This window comes from Marinobacterium sp. xm-g-48 (assembly GCF_013282925.1).
In the GTDB taxonomy this organism is placed as follows: domain Bacteria; phylum Pseudomonadota; class Gammaproteobacteria; order Pseudomonadales; family Balneatricaceae; genus Marinobacterium_E.
The window spans coordinates 278,266-298,664 of sequence record NZ_WBYQ01000003.1 but is presented as its reverse complement, the minus strand read 5'-3'; the positions used below and the strand labels follow the sequence as shown (position 1 = coordinate 298,664).

18 protein-coding genes are annotated in these 20,399 nt (G+C 47.1%); 16 read left to right on the top strand and 2 right to left on the bottom strand.

Features of this window, described 5'->3' with window-relative positions:
- The first annotated feature begins 62 nt into the window (after positions 1-62).
- The 9 genes from XMG48_RS07530 to rpoS are packed head-to-tail and all read left to right on the top strand — an operon-like array spanning position 63 to position 8,569.
- A complete protein-coding gene (locus XMG48_RS07530) occupies positions 63-1,691 on the top strand; it encodes a CTP synthase (RefSeq protein ID WP_173481440.1) in 1,629 nt (542 codons plus the stop codon).
- Positions 1,692-1,706: 15 nt separating this feature from the next.
- Positions 1,707-3,002 (top strand): phosphopyruvate hydratase, encoded by a 1,296-nt coding sequence (gene eno / locus XMG48_RS07525; protein ID WP_173481439.1) that lies wholly within the window; start codon positions 1,707-1,709, stop codon positions 3,000-3,002.
- Between the two features lie 38 nt (positions 3,003-3,040).
- Positions 3,041-3,355: a cell division protein FtsB gene (gene ftsB / locus XMG48_RS07520; RefSeq protein ID WP_371731460.1), complete on the top strand. Its 315-nt coding sequence runs from the start codon at positions 3,041-3,043 to the stop codon at positions 3,353-3,355.
- Entirely contained in the window at positions 3,348-4,373 is a 1,026-nt protein-coding gene (truD, locus tag XMG48_RS12195) for a tRNA pseudouridine(13) synthase TruD (RefSeq protein ID WP_173481437.1), read from the top strand. Before ftsB ends, truD begins: the two co-directional genes overlap by 8 nt.
- A gap of 46 nt (positions 4,374-4,419) precedes the next feature.
- Entirely contained in the window at positions 4,420-5,172 is a 753-nt protein-coding gene (surE, locus tag XMG48_RS07510; protein ID WP_173481436.1) for a 5'/3'-nucleotidase SurE, read from the top strand.
- A gap of 35 nt (positions 5,173-5,207) precedes the next feature.
- Complete coding sequence (locus XMG48_RS07505) at positions 5,208-5,843, top strand: protein-L-isoaspartate(D-aspartate) O-methyltransferase (RefSeq protein ID WP_173481480.1); 636 nt, start codon at positions 5,208-5,210, stop codon at positions 5,841-5,843.
- A gap of 6 nt (positions 5,844-5,849) precedes the next feature.
- Positions 5,850-6,794, top strand: coding sequence for a DUF368 domain-containing protein (locus tag XMG48_RS07500; RefSeq protein ID WP_217362077.1), 945 nt, complete (start codon positions 5,850-5,852; stop codon positions 6,792-6,794).
- 4 nt (positions 6,795-6,798) lie between these two features.
- Positions 6,799-7,524: a peptidoglycan DD-metalloendopeptidase family protein gene (locus XMG48_RS07495; RefSeq protein ID WP_217362076.1), complete on the top strand. Its 726-nt coding sequence runs from the start codon at positions 6,799-6,801 to the stop codon at positions 7,522-7,524.
- A 52-nt stretch (positions 7,525-7,576) separates the two neighbouring features.
- Positions 7,577-8,569, top strand: coding sequence for an RNA polymerase sigma factor RpoS (gene rpoS, locus XMG48_RS07490; RefSeq protein WP_173481435.1), 993 nt, complete (start codon positions 7,577-7,579; stop codon positions 8,567-8,569).
- On the opposite strand, the gene fdxA is transcribed toward rpoS, so the two are convergent.
- Both fdxA and mutS read right to left on the bottom strand, forming a co-directional pair.
- On the bottom strand, positions 8,570-8,893 hold the full coding sequence (gene fdxA / locus XMG48_RS07485; protein ID WP_173481434.1) for a ferredoxin FdxA: 324 nt from the start codon (positions 8,891-8,893) through the stop codon (positions 8,570-8,572).
- A gap of 44 nt (positions 8,894-8,937) precedes the next feature.
- Positions 8,938-11,505: a DNA mismatch repair protein MutS gene (gene mutS / locus XMG48_RS07480; protein ID WP_254442832.1), complete on the bottom strand. Its 2,568-nt coding sequence runs from the start codon at positions 11,503-11,505 to the stop codon at positions 8,938-8,940.
- 149 nt (positions 11,506-11,654) lie between these two features.
- Between mutS and XMG48_RS07475 the strand changes: the two genes are divergently transcribed.
- The 7 genes from XMG48_RS07475 (at position 11,655) to XMG48_RS07445 (ending at position 20,352) form a co-directional block, all read left to right on the top strand.
- Positions 11,655-12,125, top strand: a complete 471-nt coding sequence (locus XMG48_RS07475; RefSeq protein WP_173481432.1) for a CinA family protein — start codon at positions 11,655-11,657, stop codon at positions 12,123-12,125.
- A 98-nt stretch (positions 12,126-12,223) separates the two neighbouring features.
- On the top strand, positions 12,224-12,901 hold the full coding sequence (gene recA / locus XMG48_RS07470; RefSeq protein ID WP_256424406.1) for a recombinase RecA: 678 nt from the start codon (positions 12,224-12,226) through the stop codon (positions 12,899-12,901).
- 82 nt (positions 12,902-12,983) lie between these two features.
- The gene (recA, locus tag XMG48_RS07465) at positions 12,984-14,027 is read left to right on the top strand and encodes a recombinase RecA (protein WP_173481431.1); all 1,044 of its coding nucleotides are present in this window, start codon (positions 12,984-12,986) and stop codon (positions 14,025-14,027) included.
- Complete coding sequence (locus XMG48_RS07460; RefSeq protein WP_173481430.1) at positions 14,028-16,157, top strand: hypothetical protein; 2,130 nt, start codon at positions 14,028-14,030, stop codon at positions 16,155-16,157.
- A complete protein-coding gene (locus XMG48_RS07455) occupies positions 16,154-18,469 on the top strand; it encodes a hypothetical protein (protein WP_173481429.1) in 2,316 nt (771 codons plus the stop codon). The genes XMG48_RS07460 and XMG48_RS07455 overlap by 4 nt, the downstream gene beginning before the upstream one ends.
- The gene (locus XMG48_RS07450) at positions 18,466-18,996 is read left to right on the top strand and encodes a hypothetical protein (protein ID WP_173481428.1); all 531 of its coding nucleotides are present in this window, start codon (positions 18,466-18,468) and stop codon (positions 18,994-18,996) included. The genes XMG48_RS07455 and XMG48_RS07450 overlap by 4 nt, the downstream gene beginning before the upstream one ends.
- Entirely contained in the window at positions 18,997-20,352 is a 1,356-nt protein-coding gene (locus XMG48_RS07445) for a hypothetical protein (protein WP_173481427.1), read from the top strand. It abuts the gene before it with no gap.
- Positions 20,353-20,399 lie beyond the last annotated feature (47 nt).

Genomic DNA, 20,399 nt, shown 5'->3' with positions numbered 1-20,399 from the left:
AGACTGATTTCCCATCTTTAGTTCGCTAGAACTCCCTACAAACTCTATCTGACAGGTTCTGCATGACGCGCTATATTTTCGTCACCGGTGGTGTTGTTTCCTCATTGGGCAAAGGCATTGCTTCGGCCTCTCTCGCGGCAATTTTGGAAGCGCGTGGTCTTAAAGTCACCATGCTTAAGCTCGATCCATACATTAACGTGGATCCGGGTACTATGAGTCCGTTTCAGCATGGTGAGGTATTTGTCACCGAAGATGGTGCTGAAACCGATTTGGACCTTGGCCACTACGAGCGTTTTATTCGTACGACCATGGGCAAGCGAAACAACTTTACGACAGGCCGTGTTTATCAACACGTTCTTCGTAAAGAGCGCCGTGGTGATTACCTAGGCGGAACTGTTCAGGTTATTCCTCACATCACTGATGAGATTAAGCGCCGCGTTATCGAAGGTGCAGGTGATGCTGATATCGCTCTCTGTGAGATTGGCGGTACCGTTGGTGATATTGAGTCCTTGCCGTTCTTGGAAGCTGTTCGTCAGCTGAAAGTGGAGCTGGGCTCAAACCGCGCTATGTTCATGCACCTCACACTTGTACCTTATATTGCTACGGCCGGTGAGATTAAAACTAAACCTTCACAGCACTCCGTGAAAGAGCTGCGCTCTATCGGTATTCAGCCTGATATTCTGGTATGCCGCTCTGATTTTGCGCTGCCTGAATCACAAGCTAAAAAACTCTCTATGTTTACCAACGTAGAAGAGCGCGCTGTTATTTCATTGCCTGATGCAAATACCATCTACAAAATTCCTGCGATGCTTGAAGCACAAGGCTTGGATCAGATCGTTGTTGAACGATTCAACTTGGATTGCCCTAAGGCTGATCTAGGTGAATGGAATGCGGTAGCTGATGCGTTTTTGAATCCAGAGGGTGAAGTGACCATCGCGATGGTCGGTAAATACATGGAGCTTCTGGATGCCTACAAGTCTCTTATCGAAGCGATTTCACACGCAGGCATCTCACATCGTAAGAAAGTAAAAATTGAATACATCGATTCTGAACGTGTTGAGCGTGAAGGGGTTGAGATCCTTAAGGACTTCAGCGCGATTCTAGTACCTGGTGGATTTGGTGAGCGTGGTGTTGAGGGTAAGATCGAGGCGGTACGTTACGCTCGTGAAAACAAAGTCCCTTATCTAGGTATCTGTTTAGGCATGCAGGTTGCTGTTATTGAGTATGCACGTAACGTTGCTGGCTTGGCGGGTGCAACCTCGTCGGAGTTCAACACAGAAGCTGAACACCCTGTTATCGGTTTGATTACTGAGTGGACCGATCACACCGGTGAAGTTGAACAGCGTACTGATGATTCAGATCTAGGTGGCACTATGCGCCTAGGTGCTCAGTTATGTCATCTTAAAGCGGGCACGCATGTTTCTGAAGCCTATGGTTCAACTGAAGTTGTTGAACGTCACCGCCATCGTTATGAAGTGAACAATAATTACGTTGCCCAGCTAGAAGCTGCCGGACTTGTTATCTCAGGTCGTTCAACGGATGGTGAGTTAGTCGAGGTTGTGGAGGCACCAGATCATCCGTGGTTTGTGGCTTGTCAGTTCCACCCAGAGTTCACCTCTACGCCACGTGATGGACACGGTCTATTTAAAGGATTTATTGGCGCTGCGCTTGAGTACCAAGCGAACAGCTAATTAGGAGTTAGGGAAATGACTACAATTGCAAACATCAAAGCACGTGAAGTATTGGATTCACGTGGTAACCCAACGGTTGAAGCGGACGTTGTTCTTGAGAACGGCATCATGGGATCTGCTTGTGCGCCATCGGGTGCATCAACCGGTTCACGTGAAGCACTAGAGCTACGTGATGGTGATAAATCTCGCTACCTAGGCAAAGGCGTGCTTAAAGCGGTTGCTGCTGTGAACGGCGAAATCAAAAATGCCCTAGTTGGCATGGATGTGACTGATCAACGCGCTCTGGATAACAAGATGCTTGAGCTTGACGGTACAGAGAATAAGAGCAAATTTGGTGCGAACGCCATTCTTGCTGTTTCACTTGCTGCTGCAAAAGCGGCTGCGCAAGCTAAAAACATTCCACTTTATCAACACATCGCAGAGATCAATGGTACTCCAGGTCGCTACTCTATGCCTGTGCCAATGATGAATATCTTGAACGGTGGTGAGCACGCGGATAACAACGTTGATATCCAAGAGTTCATGGTGCAGCCGGTTGGCGTATCAAGTTTTGCCGAAGCGCTTCGTTGCGGTGCTGAAATTTTCCACGCGTTAAAAGCGGTGCTTAAAGCTAAAGGCCTTAATACAGCGGTTGGTGACGAAGGTGGCTTTGCGCCAAACCTTGCGTCTAATGAAGAGGCACTGGTTGTCATTAAAGAGGCGATCGCTAACGCAGGTTACGAGTTGGGTAAAGATGTCACTCTGGCACTAGACTGTGCCTCCTCTGAGTTCTACAAAGAGGGTATGTACGATCTTGCGGGTGAAGGTAAGAAGTTTGATTCAGAAGGATTCGGTGACTACCTTAAAGCATTGACTGAAAACTACCCAATTGTCTCTATTGAAGATGGCATGGATGAGTCTGATTGGGATGGTTGGGCGAGCCTGACAAGCAAGATCGGCGATAAGGTTCAGCTAGTTGGTGACGATCTATTCGTAACCAACACTAAGATTCTATCTCGTGGTATCGAACAGAGCATCGGTAACTCGATCTTGATTAAGTTCAACCAGATCGGTTCACTGTCTGAAACCTTGGATGCGATTAAAATGGCTCAGGATGCTGGCTTCACGGCAGTCATCTCACACCGTTCTGGCGAAACTGAAGATACAACCATTGCTGACCTTGCAGTGGGAACAGCCGCTGGGCAAATTAAGACCGGTTCACTTTGTCGCTCGGACCGTGTTGCTAAGTACAACCGCCTCATTCGTATCGAAGAGGAGTTGGGTGCTGCAGCAGCATACCGAGGCCTAGTTGAGATTAAAGGCCAGGGTTAATAGAAACATGATATAAAAGGGCCTTAGGCCCTTTTTTTGTGGAGAAAAACAGCTTGCGTTGGTTTTGGTTAATTCTGCTCCTAATGGCAGTGGCGCTTCAGTATCGACTCTGGTTCGGAGAGCCAAGCTTGCCTCAAATTTGGCAGGTACAGAGCGATATTGAAGAGCAGCGCAAGATTAACCAGAGGCTGTTGGAGCGAAACTCAGAGCTGGAAGCTGAAGTGCAAGATCTAAAACGCGGCTTGTCAGCACTCGAAGAGAGAGCCCGATCTGAAATGGGAATGATTGGTAAAGAGGAGACTTTTTATCAGGTGGTTAAGCCTTTGACACCATCGGAGATGGATAGTGACTGAATTTGTTGTAGAGCCTTTCAGCTATGTGAACGGCCAACCCGATGTGAAGGCACAGCTTCGTTCTGCACCAGAGGATTTTCGTGTTGTTGAAGATTTGGGGTATGAACCAGAGGGTGAAGGCGAACATCACTACCTATACATTCAGAAACGCGGTGAAAACACCGATTGGGTGGCGCGTCAGCTAGCTAACTTCTGCCAGGTCAGCCCCAGAGATGTGGCCTACGCAGGTAAAAAAGATCGCCATGCCGTAACTGAGCAGTGGTTCAGTGTCCATCTGCCCGGATCTCGACGTGTGCTTAACTGGGCGTTATTCGGTGGTGATACGATCAATGTTCTCAAGTCGAGTAAACATCGTCGCAAGATTAAACTCGGTCATCTTAAGGGTAACCGATTTGAGATTACCCTCAGAGAGGTCTCTGATGTAAATCGACTTCTGCATAAAGCGACTTCTCTTGAATCAGGGGTTCCTAACTACTTTGGTGAGCAGCGATTTGGTCAGTCGTTCGGTAATCTTCACTCAGGATTGGCTATCCTGTCGGGTGAGTTGGTTGAACGTCAGCGCAACAAACGCAGCATGTACATTTCGGCACTGCGTTCCTATCTATTCAATCGAGTGATCTCCACTCGTATAGATCAAGGCACCTGGGATAGCCCTCTCGATGGGGATGTCTTGATCGAAGACTTCACGCAAAAAGTTCATCGTTACGACGCTAATGATCATGATCAAAAAGCCCGTTTCGATCAGTGCGATCTGCATTTGACTGCGCCGATGTGGGGTAAAGGCGAATTATACTCCCTGGATAAGGCTCAGATGATAGAAAAGTCGGTCGTCGCGGGGTATCCTCAAATATCTGAGGGGTTGGAAACGCTTGGGCTTAGACAAGAGCGTCGCAGTATGCGATTGGTCCCAAGAGATTTGCATGTGGAAGTGCTAGAGGAACAGGTCGTAAAACTCAGTTTCTCTCTTCCATCAGGCTCGTTTGCCACGAGTGTTTTGCGTGAGCTGTGTGTCTGGTAACCCTTTCCACTTAGGATTGAGCCAATAATAGATAAGAGATAACTAGATGCATATTTTGGTTTCCAATGATGATGGTGTTTACGCACCGGGGTTGCGGGTTCTTGCTGAACGTCTAAAAGAGGCAGGTCACCGCTGTACGGTTGTAGCACCTGATCGTAATAGAAGCGGTGCTAGTAACTCGTTAACCTTGGATCGTCCTCTTGATGCAATTGTGCATAGTAGTGGTTATTTTGGAGTCGATGGAACGCCAACCGATTGTGTGCATTTAGGGGTTTCTGGGATTTTCTCAGATGGTGATATCCCTGATATCGTCGTTTCCGGTATCAATGCGGGTGCAAACTTGGGTGACGATATTGTCTATTCAGGTACCGTGGCTGCGGCAACCGAAGGTCGTCATTTGACACTACCACCTATAGCAGTATCGACCTGCAATTTTCACCCTAAACACTATGAAACGGCCGCACAGGTAGTGGCTGATCTGGTCGCGAATATTGAATCCTTGAAGGTTGCACCGAGAACCGTCATTAATGTGAATGTTCCTGATCTCCCTATGGATCAATTAAAGGGTGTGCAAATTACCCGTTTGGGCCACCGCAGTGCTGGCGAACCGCCACTACCTACTCAAGACCCACGAGGTCGAACTCGCTATTGGATTGCCGCCGTCGGTGAAGCCAAAGATCGTGTTGAAGGTACCGATTTCTATGCGGTTGAAAATGGCTATGTTGCGGTCACCCCTCTGCAGCTGGATATGACTCGCTACTCTGATCTTGATCAGGTGGCTGATTGGTTGGAGCAGTAATAGTGTCCCAACAGCTTTTACGTGAAGGGATCGGAATGACTTCACGCCGAACAAGAGAGAGGCTTCTCAATCGCTTGCAGGATCAAGGGATCACCGATAAAGCGGTATTAGAGACGATCGTTGAAACGCCCCGTCATCTCTTCATTGATGAAGCGCTATCGCATAAAGCCTATGAAGACACCGCGCTGCCAATTGGATATAACCAAACCATCTCTCAACCCTACACTGTCGCTAGAATGAGCGAGTTGCTGTTGGAGTTTGGTGCTAAAGATAAGGTGTTAGAAGTTGGCACGGGATCTGGCTATCAGACAGCAGTTCTTGCTCAGCTCTGTCAGCAGGTTTTCAGTGTAGAAAGAATTCTTCCGTTACAAGAGCGAGCTGCATCTGTACTGGGCTACTTGGGATTGAGTAATGTCTCTCTTTTTCACACTGATGGTGGAATGGGGCTCGAGCATGAGGCACCGTTTGATGCCATTATGGTAACGGCAGCCCCCTCAGTTATTCCCGAATCTTTGAAGAAGCAATTGAAGGTGGGTGGCGTTTTAGTGGCCCCTGTTGGAGATGAAGAGCAAAAACTGGTTCGCATTTTGCGACGCAGTGATTCGCATTTTGAGACCAAAGTGATAGAGCCGGTTAAGTTTGTTCCTCTACTCAATGGGTTGGTAAGTTAATAGACAATGGATCATTTAAATAAGCAGCGCACAGCGTTTCAATATTTTAAGTTGTTATTGAAAGGGATGTTGATGGGTGCGGCTGATGCTGTTCCTGGTGTTTCAGGTGGAACTATTGCCTTCATTACCGGTATCTATGAAGAGCTCATTCACTCGATTCGTCGCTTCGATTTGAAAGCACTGAATGTTCTTTTTAAGAAAGGCTTAGTGGCTGCCTGGAAACAGGTTAACGGAACCTTCTTGTTGGTCCTTGTAGCCGGTATCGCGCTCAGTATCATCTTATTGGCGAAGACGGTTCTGTTTCTCCTAGACGAGTACCCGGTTCTGTTGTGGTCGTTCTTCTTTGGTTTGATTCTTGCGTCAACATGGAGTGTGGCTCGTCATGTTGCAGGTTGGTGCGCCAATCGGATGTCCGTCTTTGTTCTTGGCGCGGTGTTGGCCTATTTGTTGACCTCCATGTCGCCCAGTAGTGTGCCTGATTCGGCGCTGATGGTCTTTTTTGCAGGGATGATTGCCATCTGTGCCATGATTCTTCCAGGTATCTCAGGTAGCTTTATTCTGCTTCTATTAGGGATGTATACGACCATTCTGACAGCGATTAAAGAGTTTGATTTTGCTGTTATCGCACTGTTTGCCGCTGGTGCGGCCTCTGGTTTATTGGCGTTTTCTCGAGTATTGAGTTGGGCTTTCAATCATTATCGCTCAATGACTTTAGCGCTGTTGTCAGGTTTTTTGCTGGGTTCACTCAATAAGGTGTGGCCATGGAAGTACACACTCTCTTACACCATCAACTCTAAAGGGCATCAGGTGCCGCTCGTGGAGCAGAATGTTACCCCAACAGCCTTTACAGATCTTACGGGTGAACCATCTCAATTAGTGTTGGCCATTCTATTGATGCTGTTTGGCTTAGCGGTTGTTCTGTTAATCGATAGACTGCCATCGAGAGGCTAACTGTTTGCGGCTCACTGCTTTACTTGCATTTGCGCTACTTCTCTCTGCTTGCAGCACAGGGTATGCCCCAGTTTCAGATCAGTCACTAGGTCTTCAGCGACCCACCATCGGTGCGGGTGAGTATCGTGTTCGATCGGGTGATACTTTGATTGGTATCGCCTTTAAATTAGGGATCGATCACAGAAGATTGGCCGCAATCAATGGCATTAAAGATAAAGATCTAATATACGCCGGCCAGGTTTTAAAAACTCAAGGCAGCCCTGTTGCTACTCCTTCAAAGCCCCCCTCTAGAGCGGTTGCTAAGCAATCAGTCAACAAAACCCCATCACCTAAAAAGAGAGTTGCGCCAGTCGTGACAAATTTTTCTTGGGGTTGGCCACATTCTGGCAAGATTCTTGCTAGGTATTCAGCTAAAGAGGGTGGCAATAAAGGTTTGGATATCTCTGGCAAACTGGGTGATGCAGTTAAAGCAGCAGCACCTGGGCAGGTGGTATATGCCGGCAGCGGTTTGCTAGGATACGGAAATCTTGTCATTATCAGTCATAGCCAAGAGTTTTTGAGTGCCTATGCGCACAACAGTAAAATTCTGGTTAAAGAGAATCAGCAGGTAAAAGCGGGGCAAGTGATTGCTGAGCTTGGAAGCAGCGGAGCAACGGTTCCCATGCTTCACTTTGAGATTCGAAAAGACGGTAAGCCGGTTGATCCGTTGCGCTATCTACCCAAACGATAGCCCGAACGTTTCAACAAGCCCTCACCCAATAGCTTGATGAAGTGAGTGCAGTATGAATTCAGACAGCAAGATTGAGTTCAATGATGAGTTGTCAGATGATTTAGATCTTTTAGATGGCGAACAGAATAATAATCAAAATGAGCATGAGACAGTCGTCGACTCTCGTCGTGGTAAAGACGGTGTCGCTCATGAAGATTTAATCTCAGCAGTTCAGCTGGACTCGACCCAACTCTACCTCAATGAAATTGGTGCTGCCTCGCTGTTGACGCCCGATGAAGAGAAATCTTTGGGTAGAGCGATCCAACAAGAGGGGTGCATGAAATCCCGTGCGCGAATGATCGAGGCTAATCTGAGGTTGGTGGTTAACATTGCGCGTCGTTACCAAAATCGCGGCTTATCACTGATGGATCTCGTTGAAGAGGGTAATCTTGGACTTATTCGTGCAGTAGAAAAGTTTGACCCTGAAAAAGGCTTTCGTTTTTCCACCTATGCCACTTGGTGGATTCGCCAAGCGGTTGAACGTGGGGTCATGAACCAGACGCGAACCATACGTCTACCCATCCATATTCTTAAAGAGTTGAACAACTATCTTCGCGTTGCACGTGAGCTCTCTCTTACACTGGATCGTGAGCCGACCCCAGAAGATGTGGCTCGTCATCTAGATGAGCCTCTGGAGAATGTTGAAAAGATTATGCGGTTGAATCAACGCGTTGGGTCTTTGGATATTGTGGCAACAGAGGATGGTCGATCGCTAACGGAAGTCATTTCGGATGAAAATGTTAAGTCCCCCGATGACCATAACGCCGATGAAGACCTTCACAAGAATCTAGAATATTGGATAGGCACGCTTCCAGAAAAACATTGCGAGGTTATCTCTCGACGCTTCGGCTTGCGTGGTTTTGATGCTCAGACCCTGGAAATGGTGGGTAATGAAATCGGCCTGACTCGCGAAAGGGTACGACAGATTCAGGTGGAAGGACTCAAAAAGCTTAGAGCGATCTGTTTAGAGAATGGTCTTAACGTCGATTCGCTGTTTAGGCTGTAGCTAACGCTCTAGTAACGCTAGCTTGTCGGTTTTTCCATTCCACTCTTCAGCATCAGAGAGTGGTGCCTTCCGGTAACGGATGTTTGGCCACTGCTCACTCAGTTCGGCATTGAGTTTGTAGTAGATATCCTCCTGTGGGAGAAGGTCATCCTCATGTTTAATAGCTTGAGCAGGGCATTCAGGTTCGCACAGTGCGCAATCGATACACTCATCAGGATGTATCACTAAGAAATTGGGGCCTTCGTAAAAACAATCCACGGGGCACACATCGACACAATCCGTATACTTACACTTGATACAGTTTTCGGTCACGATAAACGTCATGTGTTACCTCCCATCAGCTTTCTATTGAGTATAGATTAAGCGGATCAGTATTTCTCAACTAACTGTTTGAGCTCATAGATTAGGTCCAATGCCTCTCTAGGTGTGAGTGAGTCAGGATCCAATGCTTTTAACTTTAAGTCGCTCTCAGATGGAATAGGAGCGATAAAGAGATCGTTTTGTTGTGGTGATGCCGCTCCAGCTGTTTTGAGGCTGGTTGAAGTAAGAGGTTGAGATTGGCTCCCCTCTTCGAGCTGAATCAGTTTTGATCGGGCACTTTGAATCACTGAGCGAGGTACACCTGCCAATTGAGCAACTTGCAGACCGTAACTCTGGCTTGCAGGCCCCTCTTGGACCTCATGCATAAAGACAATATGGTCGTTATGTTCAACAGCCGTTAAGTGCACATTGACGACGCCGTCAATAAGCTCTGATAGTTGTGTTAGTTCAAAATAGTGGGTTGCGAATAGCGTCAGAGCCTTACACTCTTTAGCTAAATACTCTGCTGCGGACCATGCAAGTGATAGGCCATCAAATGTACTTGTGCCTCTTCCTACCTCATCCATTAGAACTAAAGAGCGCTCTGTTGCGTTATGCAGTATGTTAGCCGTTTCGGTCATCTCAACCATGAAGGTAGAGCGTCCGCCCGCCAGGTCATCGGAGCTACCCATTCGAGTGAAGATTTGATCGACGATGCCAATTTCCGCGCTGCTGGCCGGAACAAAGGAGCCAATCTGAGCCATTAAGGTAATGATGGCTATTTGTCGCATATAGGTGGATTTACCACCCATATTTGGACCGGTCACCATCAGCATCTGTCGTTCTGAATTGAGTTCGGCATTGTTGGCGACAAAGGGCGTGTCTAACACCTGTTCAACAACAGGGTGGCGACCTTCAGTAATCCTTAAACTAGCCGAATTAATCAAAGCTGGGCAGCTGTATTCCAAAGTAGAGGCGCGTTCAGCGAGGTTGCGTAGCAAATCTAACTCTGCCAGTGCCTCGGCTGATGAACGAAGAGGAGTAAGCTGTTCGGCAAGTAGATCGAGCAGCTCATCATAGAGGGCTTTTTCGCGGGCCAATGCACGGCTTTTCGCGCTAAGTGCTTTATCCTCAAACTCTTTAAGTTCCGGTGTTATAAAACGCTCTGCGTTCTTAAGAGTCTGACGGCGTTGATACTCTACTGGAGGTTCAAACTGTTGGGCTTTACCGACCTCAATAAAGTAGCCGTGCACGCGATTGTAGCCAACCTTAAGTGTGGCGATGCCTGTGCGAACTCGTTCACGTTCCTCGAGGTCAATTAGATAGCTACCTGCGTTTTCACTCAGGCCCTGAAGCTCATCAAGCTCAGCATCGTAGCCACTGGAAATGACACCGCCTTCACGAATGACAACGGGAGGATTCACTTTAATAGCTCGGCTCAAAAGCGAGGCTAGATCCGGAAAGGAAGAGACAGCCTGTTTGAGGTGGATGAGTCGATTGCCTTCGCAATCTGTCAGTAATTCTTGGATGTCTGGTAGCGCATTCAGTGCCAATTTGAGACGCTCTAGATCCCTTGGTCGAGCTGAGCGCAGAGCAACACGTGACAGAATTCGCTCTATATCGCCAATTGAGCGCATGACATCGTCAAAGGCTTCAAAACGGAACTGATCCAGCATCCATTGGATGGCTTGCTGTCGTTCTTGTAGAGCAGTGATATTACGAAGGGGTCTGTGCAGCCATCGGCGCAGCATTCTGGCAGCCATAGGTGTCTTAGTTCTATCTAAAACAGAGACCAGGGTTTGCTCGCTACCACCATTGAGGTTGACATCGATCTCAAGATTTTTACGTGTAGCGGCGTCGATATGAACCGCCTCGTTACCCTTATCTACGATTAAACTGTTGATGTGGGGTAGAGCGCTTCGCTGAGTATCTTTAGCGTATTGCATTAAACAGCCAGCCGCCGCAACAGCAAGTGACATGCCTTCACAGCCAAACCCCACTAGGTCTCGAGTTTTGAATTGCTCGTTTAGGATTCGATGTGCGGTCTCAATCTCAAACGCCCAAGGTGGCTGGCGCCTCAGGCCAAGACCACGAAGCGACTGGATCCACTCTTGCTCAGCAAGCTCATCTGAGACAAGCAGCTCTGCAGGCTTTAGTCGCTCGATTTCGGAGTGTGCGAATGCTGAAGTGTCGAGTTCAGAGACATGAAAGCGACCTGCGCTAATGTCCAGTACTGCTAGGCCATATCGATTTTTATGTTCATAAATGGCGGCTAAAAGATTATCACGACGCTCCTCTAGAAACGCCTCGTCTGTCAATGTGCCAGGTGTGATGATTCGAGCAACTTGACGCTCAACCGGCCCCTTGCTGGTGGCTGGATCACCTACTTGCTCGCAGATGACAACGGACTCACCCAGTCTAACCAGCCTGGCGACGTAGCCCTCGGCTGAATGAAAAGGGACTCCGGCCATTGGAATGGGCTCACCGCCCGATTTGCCACGTGCAGTTAGCGAAATGTCCAACAGCTCGGCAGCTCGTTTAGCATCGTCGTAAAAAAGCTCATAAAAATCCCCCATGCGATAGAACAGAAATTCATGTGGGTGATCGGCTTTGATGCGTAAATACTGTTGCATCATTGGCGTGTGCTGGGAAAGATCTTGTGGACTATTGGACATAAAATTTACAATTATTAAAGCGAGCTAAAGATCAGATTCTACTTGAATCTGTTTGATTATCGAGTGACGAGAACAATAAATTTTAATGAAAGCTTTGACTGTGAAGAGTGATGAATAAGCAAATTGATCTGTTGGCTAAAAAGCTGATTGATGCACGATTAATGATGGCGACGGCAGAGTCTTGCACCGGCGGTGGTATTGCTCAGGCGCTCACTGATATATCGGGCTCATCACAGTGGTTTGATAGTGGTCTAGTTACCTACTCCAATGAAGCTAAGCAGCGTTTATTGGGTGTTCCAAACGAATTGATTGATCAGTGGGGTGCAGTAAGTGAGCCCGTTGCTAAGTCGATGGCTGAAGGGGCGGCAAATCAAGAGGGCGTGGATTTGGCGGTCGCTGTGACTGGTATAGCTGGTCCCACTGGTGGTAGTAAAGATAAGCCTGTCGGTACTGTATGGATTGCCTGGAAGATACCTAATAAACAGTCAGAAGCGCGCTGTTTTAAGTTCGATGGAGATCGTTCCGTAATTCGGCAGGCGACCATAAATGCAGCTATTACGGGGCTCTTAGAGCGTTTGTGAAATTATTTTCGTATTCCTGTTTGACATATTTTTTACCTGTGCTTTAATACTGGTTATTAATACAGTAGTTAGCCAGTAGACAGCTCAAGGAATTTCTCATGGATCAGAATCGTAAGAAAGCATTAGACGCAGCACTCTCACAAATAGAACGACAGTTCGGTAAAGGCGCAGTCATGCGCATGGGTGAGCAGCCTCGTGAGGCTATCCCTGCAGTTTCAACTGGCTCACTAGGATTGGATATTGCCCTAGGTATAGGCGGTCTTCCTTACGGACGTGTTGTAGAGATCTACGGTCCAGAGTCCTCTGGTAAAACAACACTAACCCTGCAAGTGATAGCTGAAGCTCAAAAGCAGGGTAAAACTTGTGCATTCGTGGATGCTGAACACGCTTTAGATCCGATTTATGCTGAGAAACTTGGTGTTGATGTCGACTCGCTTCTTGTTTCTCAGCCGGACACAGGTGAACAAGCACTTGAAATTACCGACATGCTAACTCGCTCGGGCGCTGTTGATGTGATCATTGTCGATTCGGTTGCTGCATTGACGCCTAAAGCTGAAATCGAAGGTGATATGGGTGATTCGCACGTCGGTTTGCAAGCACGCTTGATGTCTCAAGCACTTCGTAAACTGACGGGTACCGTTAAACAGTCAGGTTGTTTGCTAGTCTTCATCAACCAGATTCGAATGAAAATCGGTGTCATGTTTGGTAATCCATTATGTTTTGTAAAAAAGTTGTGTGCGCCGATGGGTGGGTGGGTTAGTGTGGCTTTTGCCTAATTTCTGACGGTTCACACAAGTTTCTTGCAAATTACAGATTCACAGCTAAAGTCACTGTATTAATTTTTGGAGCAGCAACACAATGGATGCAAATCGTAAAAAGGCACTAGATGCCGCACTATCCCAGATCGAGCGTCAGTTTGGTAAAGGCGCAGTAATGAAAATGGGCGATACGCCCCGTGAGCGAATGCCGTCGGTATCAACTGGCTCACTCGGGCTAGATGTTGCTCTTGGGATTGGGGGGCTGCCGTACGGACGTATCTGTGAGATATACGGCCCTGAATCAAGCGGTAAAACGACCCTTACTCTATCTGTGATCGCAAATGCGCAGAAAGACGGTAAGACGTGTGCATTTATTGATGCGGAACACGCACTAGACCCTGTATATGCTGAGAAGCTTGGTGTGGATTTGGATGAACTCATCGTTTCACAACCAGATACTGGCGAGCAAGCGCTGGAAATTTGTGATTCACTTGTTCGTTCAGGTGCGGTGGATGTAATTATCGTAGACTCCGTAGCTGCACTTGTTCCGAAGGCTGAGATAGAGGGCGATATGGGGGATTCCCATGTCGGTTTACAAGCGCGGTTGATGTCCCAGGCTCTGCGAAAGCTTACGGGTAATGTAAAACAAGCAAATTGTTTGCTCGTATTTATTAACCAAATCCGTATGAAAATTGGGGTTATGTTTGGGAATCCTGAAACCACGAGTGGCGGCAACTCTCTAAAATTCTACGCTTCTGTACGTCTCGATATTCGTCGAACGGGTGCCGTCAAGGAAGGTGATGAGATCACGGGCAACGAAACTCGAGTGAAAGTCGTGAAGAACAAGGTATCGCCACCCTTCAAACAAGCAGAATTTCAGATCATGTACGGTTCAGGTATAAATCAGCTAGGTGAAGTTGTGGATCTTGGTGTACAGCAAAAGTTTGTTGAGAAGGCTGGTGCTTGGTACTCATATAACGGTGACAAGATCGGTCAAGGCAAAGCCAATGCAGTTAAGTTCTTGAAAGAGAACCCAGAAATCGCTGCCGAAATCGATGGAAAAATCCGTGAGGTTTTGATGCCTACACCTGCACCGAAGGAACAGAAGCGTTCAGGCTCTGAAGAGCAGCAATTGGATCTATAAATGACTGCGGGCACACGTCTGTCGGTACACAACACTACAATAGACATAAGTAGCGTTAGCCGAGTATTTTCAGATGATGTGCTCGAACATATCGTTGGTGAAGACGCTATCAATCGCTACAAGCAGCTCAGCGTCTCAATGACCAGACAGGTGTTATACGCGTATCGCTACTGGGCTGAATTCATCGATTATGAGCAAGATATAGCGTCTCAGTATCTTCGCAGTTACCAAGGGGAAGCAACCCCAAGCAAGCTGGATTTTTTGATACATCTTGACCGTTTTGAGCGGCATCTTATATCACAGCATAATGAGTCTGTGGGTCGCCGTAATAAAATTCGAAGCGGATTAAATTGGCTGCTCAAAGACCTTGCCAATCAGAGAATTGTACCGAGTGGGCTGGGCCTCTCGTCGGTTGGTGATAAAGGGCGTCAAATCGCCAGACCTAAAGCTAAAAAAAAGGTCGTTACAGAGGCTCATTCTGCAACAAAAATTGATGATGCCCTGCGCGATAGCATTTCATCCTTTGTTGGCTCTATTTCCGCTGAGAATGAAGATCGTGATGAGATGATTAATCTCGTCATCAACTCAGTTAAAGAACTTTCTGCCAGTGGTGAAATTGGTCGTCATAGCACTAATGATTTTTCGACTATTTGGCCTTTAGTTGAGGCGGCACTTCATCGTCGGTTAATTCGCATAAGAGAATTGGCAGAACGAATCTATCAAGAAGAGATCTCTAAGCGAGACACCGCACTTTCTTTGGCTGCAAAGGGGGAGTCGGTCGCTAAGATAGTTGCCGATTACTTTACCGTCCCTATCGGGAAAGGAAGTGCAAAAAATGGTTGCTCTCGAAACCCACTTCAGGATGCGTTTGATGGCCTGACAGCAAAAGACGTCGAGTGTGGACTGTTAGCCGCCTATCTAGATCCTTCAAGTCCGTTATACCTTACTGGTTATAGTCACAAGACTCGGGGCTACCAGCGTTTCAATAAATATCGGAAGGCTAACGATATTGGTCTTGCCGATCAGCTAAGTGCGTCGGATTTGATAGGAGCGAGCACGCGTCTTTTAGTTTCCGCACAAATCATCCTTATCTACGATCTTGTCGCAAATGTAGGTGGAGTAAGAAGTTTAAAGCGCACCGATTATCTAAATATTGGTGATGTGCTCGCGTCGATCAGCTGGGACAAGCCACGAGCAAAGTCGCGATACAACGGCTACGAGAAGCTGCGAGGAACTGAGAAACCTACCAGTTCGAGCGATGTGTTTACTACGATTAAAGCGTTCACCGATGGATATGCAAATTGGCGCTCTCCAGGCATTTTTTTCCGTACCCTCAGTGATGGTAGAACAGAGCATGATTTACTGTTCTTGAAGCCTGGCGAGAAGGCAACGGTTAGTAACTCTTTGGAGGTTAAAGGGTGTGACGATACTTGGTTTAATAAGCACACCCAAGAGATTCTGAGTAAGGTAGCTGAAGGAATCACAGCAACGTCGATTCGCAGTTCAATCATACTTCTGGATGCAGTTCGGAACGGTGAAGATTCTGCTAGAAACACGGCGCGACACGAATCCAAATCGGCTATTCGTGGATACATCTATAAATTAGGATTTACCGACAAGCTTGAATCTAAGATGAGAGCGTTCATAGGATGGCTAGAGGCGTTAGCTACACTCGATATTGACGATTATGCGGAGAGAGCAGGGTATGATCAGGCCGAGTTCATGGCTCTTCAAGATCGCATCCGTAAAGACGGTTTCGGCGGTGTTATCTGCAAAGATTCCGATGCTGGATTCCAGCCTGAAGGCAACAAGAATGGATGCGGGCTGTTTTTAAAATGTATTACCTGCGACAACCGTGAGCCATCCTTTTTTGCAACTCAAGATAATGTAGTACAGCTAGTGATGTGGGGAGCTGCCATAGAGAATGGAGTCGACGCAGGAATCATCAAGAAAGACATCGATGGTAGTGGAGAATGGACTATGTGGGCACTGTTTGTCCAGACGGTATATGAGCGTCTGGATAATGATCCACGTTACAAATCCATGCTAATCGAAGCTGAGCAGTACGTTCGCAATTTACCCCAGAACCCATACCAAGCGATTATAAAGCATGAGGCCTCTAAATTATGATGACTCTCGGAGTTTTCTATCCTGAGTTCGAGGTCGATAGAGACTATTTTCCAAGTGAGTTTCATTGGCTAAAAAACGACTTCTCTGATGAGCAGTGGAAAGTTCAGTTTGGAGGCTTTGGCAAAATCGCAAACCTTAATTTTGACTTTGTGGTTGGGCCAAATAGATCTCTTTTAAATAGTCCCGTACTGCTTTCCGATTTAAAGAGGCTACTGGCTTTGGTGGGTCAGTTCAGTAAGTCTAAGCCAGGGGTTTTCGGCTTAGTTAATAACAAAAACGGTACTGCTGGTTACGCTTCAGGGTCTCGTCTGAGGGGGCTTTTGGGTGACTTCGTAAGGATACACCGAACGATCCGCCATCTTGGATATGAATCGCTTTCGGAAGTAAAGCCAAAACATCTACGAGAGATACTCGAATATCTAGCAGACGCCGAACAGTATGGACTGGACTACTTCGGCAAGTTACGTACATACGAAGAGGAACAGTTAGCCTTGAGTGATAAACTCAAAGAGGTACCTGTAAGCATTCGTCGAGACCGCAAAAGTCCATCAAGTGTTGATTGGCCTTCGGTCTATCTTTGCCTAGGGCTGAGTAAAGGAGTTATATCAACAAGCCCCGCATTCAAAAACGCGCGTGATGCGATGGATGCAAGGGTTGGGGAGTGTTACCCGACAGAATTCTGGTTAACCCCATATATTCGTGATGAGAGTGGTGAGCCAACAAAGACTACCAAATCGCGGTTAAGAGATCTTATTACTGCCCTCAGAATGTTAATAGCGGCAAGTTCAATCGAAGGGCTCATGGATGATGGATTCAAATTCACCCTAGATGAGTTCGATGAGGCGTGGAGCAATAACTTAGTTAGTCAAGCTCCTCATGCGGTCGGCACTGGTCGTACAGCCAATATAGAAGTTGAAGACTTCTTGCGATTATTGGATGGCTGTGTTCGCTGGGTTACTCATTATGCTGATGAGTTGTTTGACTTAGAAAGACAGATTGAAGAGCTGAAGAACAAGTATGAAGCGAGAAGTGAGCCTACTAGGCTGCTGTCGGGAGAGCTAAGGTCTTTGACTCAAAGAAGTGAATGGGTCGGATGCCCAGCATCACCATTTCCATTGAGTGGGTTAAATAATGCTAAATCGGCTCCTGAAGGTGCGAAAAGGGTATTCAATCAAGCAGAGATTAGAACCATAGCACAGGCCGTAGCTAATGGATCTACAGCTGCGCAAGTACGTGATGAACATTTACCGCACCACGACCGCGTTAACATAGAACGTGCCATGATGTCTTTTCGTCATCGAAACTCCCACCTTTCAACAACCGACATAGGTATAGATCACGCCCTGTACACTCTCCTTCCTTTAGCCTGTAAGGTTATTTTGCTCGCTTTCACCGCAGGACGAGAGGAGTCCATAGACTGTCTAGAGGCAGGTTGTATCTCTGAAGATCGGGGCATGAAATTCATCCGAATGTGGATTCCTAAGACTGGTCTTGGATGGCAGAAACTCCCTGCTGTTGAAATTCATCGCCTCGCTGTAGAGACGCTAGAACGGTTGTCCGCAAGGCGCCGTGCGCGTACAGGTGAAAAGACACTTTTTAAATTCGACTCTGAGGAATTAGGCTTTCAAGATCGGGGTTTGAACTGGCAATACAACATCCCGAGATTAGCTCAATTATGTGGGATTGATGTTGAAGGTCTGACTGAAAATCTGAATGAGCACCAATTTAGGCGATTCTTCGCGATCATGTATTTCTACCGCTACGAGGTTGATGCTGACTTTGAAGCATTAAGTTATTACCTGCGTCACATAACCTATGAGATGACGGCTGTATATGTGTCAGAGAAGGAGGCAGGTCGAATCTTAAAGCAGGTGCAGGCAGAGAAGGTTCAGCGATACGCGCGATTGGCTGCGGCTAACGACTCAGGGATTGGGGGCGGCTTTGCGGAGATACTGCGTGAAGAGCTAGCTAACAAACTTGGTGTTATGGATCCGAGTGAGATCGAAGATGCTGATCTGATGTTCGAAGATGAAGAAGATGCCTTCTTATTCGATTTTACAACGAACGGGGATGTCTGTTTCGGGCGAACACCGCGCTTCAAGAGCCGCTCGAAGTGCAAGGTGACCGATGAGGCTGGAGAAGATCATATCGCTCTTTATAAAGCTTCAGACCGCTTATGTGGGGCTTGTCCGAACCAGCTATGCATATCACAGATTAAAGACAACATGATTACTCACCAGCATGAGGAGTACATTTTCCGTTCTACAAGAGTGCTGGATGCAGCGATAGCTAGATCGGAGGCAGAATCATGACTGATGCACTGAACCTTTCAAACCAAGCTAAAGCTGAGGCTGCGCGCCAAAAGCTAATTGATAAAATTGAGGTGCTGGAGAAAGCACTCAACGAAGTTGCGGAGCATCCGCTCGGTGAGCTTTCTAAATGTAAGTCGGTCAGTGCCATCGCCAAATTCGAGGGATTTGGACTTAAGGCCATTCACAATCGAAAGACGTTGGATCTTCATCCAGATGTTAAAGCGCGTTATGAAGACCTTGCGGGAAAAGTGCAGAGTTACAATCCCACCGATTCAAAAGAAGTTCGAGACCTGCGTAAGCGTGTTGATGAGCTTCGAGGTGAACGAGATACTGCTGTTCTGGTAAATGAAAAATTAGTCGAGACACTGGCTGTTCATGCTGATCGAGAGCGCTCTGCGTTAGAGAGCCTAGATAGTGCCTTGGCAAAGATAGATCGTCTGGAAAGTCAAAACCAAAAGCTTCTTAAAGAGCGCGATGAGTTGAGGAAGGCTAAAGCATCGGGTCGTCCGTTTACGGTGGTTAGCTAGATGTTTCAGATCATTAAAACACGTTCTGAGGCGACATTCAGGAGAGACCACCCAGACGAGAACCCTCCCCTGATTTTGGACTGTGGGCGAGTTGTCTGGCGATTTCCAATGATTATAAACCTAAGCCTTCCTCCTGAACGTCGTATGCATCGGGAAGGTAATGAGTTTCTGATCTATTTGGCAGTAAATGTTAGTGACGCTGCCAGCCGTGCCAAGTATATAGACGATGCCTCTCTTGCACTCACTTACTGGTTTAACTTTGTACATTACTTAGATGATAGAAAGCGCCCTGACCGCAATGAGTGGGATGTAACATCGTCTGATTTGATGCGCTTTCGCATCTACCTCCAAAATCACGCAGGGCTAAGCAATGCCCGCGTGGAGGATTACATCACTTGGACTTACCGATTTTACTGGTACCTCGATCATTTCAGGCAGAGTGACAAGTACGGCCTAATTGGAATCAACAAACCCGAACGTAATGAAACGTATCCCATCTATGTCAATCGTGTCAAAGGCATGTGGCCCTTTAGTATTCCCAATACCCCGTCATTACTCAAAGGATCAAAGCCCTCGAAGACGTTCTGGGATGATTGGTCGAATGCAATTGAAATGGCCGTTGCTAGCAAATCTGCTGTAGGCACACGAGATGCGCTTATTATGGAGCTGATTCAGAAATTCGGTCTTCGTCGTGAAGAAATTATCACTCTCGAAGTGGATGCTTTTGCGGAGCGAGCGCCTGCTTCATCTGCGATTACTGAAATGCAGATTCAGCTTTCGAAGACCAAGAACGAGACACGTAAAGGCGTTAAGGGGAGGGTTGCAAGTGGCCCAAAAGATGTATATTTGAGAGTGCAGAAGTTTATCAAGACAAGCCGCAAACGTTTCATTAAAGCGGGAATCAAAGATAATGCTGTCTTCCTATCTAAGCGCACAGGAAAGCGTCTATACCTAACAACCCTATCGGGCGAGTTAAAGCGAAAATATCAGGTCACTCCGCACGACGGTCGCAAGGTCTCTGCCACTCATCAGTTTATTCATTACTTGGATCAAGGCATGAGTGAAAAAACTGCCATGATGCTTGTAGCAGAGAATCTCGGGCATTCTCAAAAAACTGGCGGTGTCACCTTACAGCAAGCATACCTCCAAGCCCAAATACTCCGAGAAAAACGTGAGATAAAGACTACAAGTGAACGGCTTGAAGGCTATCAGTCGGAGAATGATGAGCTGAAGCTTGAGGTCGCCAATCAGGAGTCTGAGATTCAGCATAAAAATCAAGTCATCAGCACTCAGGCACAGCAGCTGCAAGCAGCGCTGGAAGAAATTGAGCGCCTAAAGGCTCTGAATAGCGGTTAATAGGGCCGCCTATCGCAAAATAGCTAAGCCACGCCAACGGATAAAAA